The organism is Saccharomonospora iraqiensis subsp. iraqiensis, from assembly GCF_000430445.1.
GTDB classification, from domain to species: Bacteria; Actinomycetota; Actinomycetes; order Mycobacteriales; family Pseudonocardiaceae; genus Saccharomonospora; species Saccharomonospora iraqiensis.
Window position 1 is genome coordinate 46,002 of the sequence record NZ_KE387129.1, and the last position, 4,300, is coordinate 50,301.

General features: G+C 72.4%; 6 protein-coding genes. 2 read left to right on the plus strand and 4 right to left on the minus strand.

Features of this window, described 5'->3' with window-relative positions; genetic code table 11:
* Both ACTIR_RS0119290 and ACTIR_RS0119295 read left to right on the plus strand, forming a co-directional pair.
* Positions 1-606, plus strand: a 606-nt coding sequence (locus ACTIR_RS0119290; protein WP_026455500.1) for a threonine aldolase family protein, incomplete at its 5' end; no start/stop codon positions are given.
* Positions 607-622: 16 nt separating this feature from the next.
* Positions 623-1,252, plus strand: a complete 630-nt coding sequence (locus ACTIR_RS0119295; RefSeq protein ID WP_026455501.1) for an HAD family hydrolase — start codon at positions 623-625, stop codon at positions 1,250-1,252.
* A 93-nt stretch (positions 1,253-1,345) separates the two neighbouring features.
* Here ACTIR_RS0119295 and ACTIR_RS0119300 read toward each other — a convergent pair whose 3' ends face one another.
* The 4 genes from ACTIR_RS0119300 to ACTIR_RS24430 form a co-directional block, all read right to left on the minus strand.
* Positions 1,346-1,528 carry a hypothetical protein gene (locus ACTIR_RS0119300; protein WP_026455502.1) on the minus strand — a complete coding sequence of 61 codons (183 nt, stop codon included), beginning with the start codon at positions 1,526-1,528 and terminating at the stop codon, positions 1,346-1,348.
* Between the two features lie 121 nt (positions 1,529-1,649).
* Positions 1,650-2,822, minus strand: coding sequence for an aminotransferase class I/II-fold pyridoxal phosphate-dependent enzyme (locus tag ACTIR_RS0119305; RefSeq protein WP_026455503.1), 1,173 nt, complete (start codon positions 2,820-2,822; stop codon positions 1,650-1,652).
* Between the two features lie 92 nt (positions 2,823-2,914).
* Positions 2,915-3,703, minus strand: a complete 789-nt coding sequence (locus ACTIR_RS0119310; protein WP_026455504.1) for a hypothetical protein — start codon at positions 3,701-3,703, stop codon at positions 2,915-2,917.
* Between the two features lie 178 nt (positions 3,704-3,881).
* Positions 3,882-4,300, minus strand: a 419-nt coding sequence (locus ACTIR_RS24430) for a transglycosylase SLT domain-containing protein (RefSeq protein ID WP_034241079.1), incomplete at its 5' end; no start/stop codon positions are given.

Consider the following 4,300-nt stretch of genomic DNA (forward strand, 5'->3'; position numbering starts at 1 on the left):
CTGAGCCTGGAGAACACGCACAACGCCGCGGGCGGTGCGGTGACCCCGCCCGACGAGCACGCGCGCCTCGTGGCCGCCGCCTCGGACGCGGGTCTGCGGGTGCATCTGGACGGTGCCCGCCTCTGGAACGCGGCGACCGCGCTGGGCGTCCCGCCCGCGGCGTTGACGGTCGGGGTGGACACCGTGTCCGCCTGTTTCAGCAAGGGGCTCGGCGCGCCCGTGGGCTCGGTCGTGGCCGGGAGCGAAGAGTTCGTCACCGAGGCCCGCAGGATGCGGCACATGCTCGGTGGTGGGGTCCGCCAGGGCGGTGTCCTCGCCGCGGCGGCGCTGATCGCGCTCGACCGGATCGGCGACCTCGCCGCCGACCACGAGAAGGCGACCCGGCTCGCCACCGGGCTGCGGGAGCTGGGCTGGGACGTGGTCGAACCACGGACCAACATCGTGCTCGCCACCCGCTCCGACCTCCGGGCGACCCTGGACGCACTGGAGGGACTGGGCATCCGGGTGCTGCCGATGGCGGGCAGGGCGCGGTTCATGCTGCACCGCGACCTCTCGACCGCCGACGTGGACGAGGCACTGCGCCGCATCCGCACACTGACCGGCTGACACTGACCGGCTGAGCATGCCGACGACGAGGGGGACCGGTTTGTCCTGGGTGGTCTTCGACTACGGCGAGGTACTCAGTGAACGCACCGCGGCGCTGCCCGAGCTGGCCGGGCTGCTCGGGGTGCCGCAGGCGGAGTTCGAACCCGCCTACTGGGCGCACCGCGAGGCCTACGACCGGGGTGCCACGGACCACGCCTACTGGCAGGCGGTGGCCGACACGGTCGGGACCGAGGTGGACGCGGCCACGATCGCGCGGCTGACCCGCACCGACATCGCGGGCTGGTCCCGGCTCGCCCCGGGGACGCCGGACCTGCTGGCGACCCTGGAGCGGGACGGGCACCGGCTCGCCCTGCTCTCGAACGCCCCCGCGTCGTTCGCCGCGCACACCCGGCGGCAGCCGTGGCTGCGCTCCTTCTCCGAGGTGCTGTTCTCGGCCGAGACCGGCTCGGCCAAACCCGACCCGGAGATCTTCGCCCTGTTGCTCGACCGCCTCGGCACCGACGGCGGGGAGTGCCTCTTCGTCGACGACCGCGAGCTCAACGTCCACGCCGCCCGCAGGGCGGGCCTCAACGCCCACCTCTGGCCGGGCACCACCACCGACGCACTGTCCCTGATCCGGTCCTGTTCACCCGGCGTAGTGCCGTGAGGGGCACTTTCCCTGCATGTGACGCAGCGAAAGTGCCCCTCACTGCCGCCGACGCAGGGAATGTGCCCTTCACGGCACCACCCGGCCGGGTGGTCAGGAGCGGATCTGCTTCTTGTCCTTGTTCTTGATCGCGCCGTAGGCGGCGGCGCCGAGGAAGACCCCGCCCGCGATGACGGCGATCCAGAACACCGCTTCGATCAGGAACCCGACCACCCAGCCGAGCACCATGAATCCCACCCAGGCCAGCAGCAGGCCGCCGACGATCTTCCAGAACATCGCAATTCCTCCACCGGTTCGGGTCCGCCCCTGCTCCAGCTTGACACGGGCGGGGGCGTGCACGCCGCAGTACCGCCCGACCTCGGGGAGAAATCGGGGACCCACCCGGTGGTTCTCCGGGTCACGTGCCGTGCAACCAGGCGCCGAGCCTGCGCACCGCCTCGGTGATCTCGGACTCCGCATTGGCGAAGGACAACCGGACGAACCGGTGGCCGTGCACCGGGTCGAAGTCGATGCCCGGCGTGATCGCCACACCCGTCTCGTCCAGCACACGCCGGCACCAGGCCAGGCTGTCGTCGGTGTGCGCGGAGACGTCGGCGTAGGCGTAGAAGGCGCCGTCCACGGGTGCCACCCGGCCGAAGCCCATCCCGTGCAACCCGTCCAGCAGAATGTCGCGGTTGCGCCGGTAGGCGGCCACGTTGGCGTCCAGTTCGGCGCGGGACTCCGGGGTGAACGCGGCGACCGCGGCCTTCTGCGCCGGGGCCGGGGCGCAGATGTTGAGGTTGCCGGTCAGCACGTCCACCGAGCGGTGCAGCCTGCGCGGGGTCAGCATCCAGCCCAACCGCCAGCCCGTCATCCCGAAGTACTTCGAGAACGAGCCCAGCACCACGGCCTCGCGGGAACTGCTCCACGCGCACGCGGTCGTGGCCCCGTAGGAGATCCCGTGGTAGATCTCGTCGCTGATCAGCTGCACACCCCGGTCGGCGCACCAGTGCGCGAGCGCGGCCAGTTCCTCCGGAGGCAGCACCGTGCCGGTCGGGTTACCGGGGCTGGCGACCACCACGCCGTCGAGGTCGCCGAGCCGGTCGAGATGCGCGACGGTCGGCTGGAAACGTGTCGAGGCGTCCGTGTCGAACTCGACCACCTCGCACCCGAGCGCGGCGAGCAGGTTCCGGTAGGCCGGATAACCCGGCCGGGCCATCGCCACCCGGCTGCCCACGTCGAACGCCGCCAGGAACGCCAGCAGGAACCCGCCCGACGACCCCGTCGTGACGATCACGTCGTCCGGCGCGACGTCGAGGCCGTAGCTTTCGACGTAGTGCCCCGCGACGGCCTCCCGCAGCTCGGGGATACCCAGCTGCGCCGTGTAGCCGAGGTCCCCGCCGCGCAGCGCACGCTCGGCGGCGTCGAGGACGGGGCGCGGTGCCCCCGCCGTCGGCTGGCCCGCGCACAACGCGAGCACGTCGCCGTGACTGCGCTGCCGCTGTTGCGCGGCGGAGAGCACCTCCATGACGTGGAACGGCGCCACGTCGGCCCGCGCCGCGGGCCCGGGGAAGGACACGGGTTCGACCATGCGCCTCACTCTAGGTCGCGGACACCGGCCGGCGGCCCCGGTGTCACCACCCGGCGGCCCGTGTCACCACCCGGCGGCACCGCGGGCCCGTGTCACCGCCCGGCGGCGCCGCGGTAGCGCAGCACGGTCGCACCGTCCCGCCGTTCGATCCGCAACGCCCACACCGCGGCGGCCGCCATCAGCAGCACGCCGAGGTTCTCGCCGAGCTCCTCGGCGTGGTAGGTGAGCACGTACAGCGGGCCGCTCTCGCCCGCGGCGATCCACAACCCCTGGACCGCCTCCATCCCGAGCGCGGACCACAGCAGCAGGGCGCAGCCACCGAGCACGCCCGCGCGGGTGCGTCCCCGCAGACGCGACCCCAGGTACACCATGCCCGCGGCGACCACGGCGCCGGCGAGGATGCCCGGGATCAGCCAGTAGAACGGGAACCCGTCGAAGGTGGCCACCGCACGCCCGATCCGGTCGAGCCGCTCGTGCAGCTGCGTGTGGTCGTCCAGCGACATCAGGCCGAGCAGGACGGCACCACACGTCCATGCCCAGGCGTCCCGCCGCGAGAATGTCCACGCGACGGACGCGACCACCCCGTACAGCACCGCACCGACGACCAGCAGCCCGGTGCTCCACCAGGTGGGGAGGTTGCCCTCGACGAAGACGTCCAGATAGTTCTGGATCTCCCCACGGTTCGTGGTCAGCGGGTGATCGATCAACGCGGGCACGGCCATGCTCACGACGTTGAGCAGCACCGTCACCCCGAGCAGCGCGTACCCGACCGCCCGCAGGGACACCGCGTGCGGCTTCCCCTCCGTCGACGTGGCGGCGTCCGGCACCACGTCCCGCGCGCTTTCCGACGATCCGGCCCCGTCCAGTGTCTCCTGCGTCACCCGCCCCACCCTCTCGTGAACAGTGCGTGAACTCAGCGCACCGTAGTGGTGGCCGGAGGAGGTGCCGTGAAGGCCCCCTTCCCGGCACGGGACGCGGCGAAGGAGTCCCTCGCGGCGCCGGACGCGGGGAAGGGGGCCTTCACGGCACCACGGGACGTGCGTGCGTGCGGCGGCGGCGTCAGTACCCCTGGTAGCCGCCGCCCTGGGCCATCGAGGCGAGGCCCGGGTGGCCGTCGAAGCCGCCGTAGCGGTCGAAGGTGTAGCGCACCCCGGCGATGATGTTGTCGACCGGGTCCCAGATGTCGCCGTGCCCGGGCAGGGCGTGCGCCTGGAAGGTCGGGTCGATGCACTGCATCAGCCCCTTGGACGGCGTGCCTTTGGCCGCGTTCGAGTCCCAGTCGTTGAGCGCGTGCGGATCGCCGCCCGACTCCTTCTCGATGATCGTCCAGATCTCGTCGATGTTGTCCTCGGTGACGGGGACACCGTTCGCGCGGAGGACGTCGATGGCCTCGCGGATCCACCCCTCGACGTTGCCGGGCGGCGGCCCGCCGGCCGGTGGCGGCCCACTCGACCCGTACCCGGCCGGGCCTCCGCCGG